General features: G+C 42.7%; 1 protein-coding gene. It reads left to right on the top strand.

The annotated features are described in order from the left end of the window. Positions 1–111 precede the first annotated feature (111 nt). Positions 112–248: ribose-phosphate pyrophosphokinase-like domain-containing protein (locus B3182_RS00865; protein WP_414683332.1), on the top strand; the 137-nt coding region annotated here is incomplete at its 3' end.

The raw sequence follows: 248 nt of genomic DNA on the forward strand, positions 1-248 counted from the left end.
TTCGAATCCTGGTACCCCAGCCACTCTTTTTGTTTATTGAATGAACTCGGCATCTCTATAGTGACTCAAAACCGACTCCTCCAGTTACAACAGCGTTCTGCAGACGACAATATGATGGTCTTCACTGGAAACGCTAATCGTAAACTGTCAGAAAATATCGCCAATTTTCTGAATATCAGCTTGGGTAAAGCCACAGTTGAGAAATTCAGTGATGGCGAGATCATGGTTGAAATTCTCGACAATGTCCG

Source organism: Methylophaga sp. UBA4204, from assembly GCF_002379485.1.
In the GTDB taxonomy this organism is placed as follows: Bacteria; Pseudomonadota; Gammaproteobacteria; order Nitrosococcales; family Methylophagaceae; genus Methylophaga.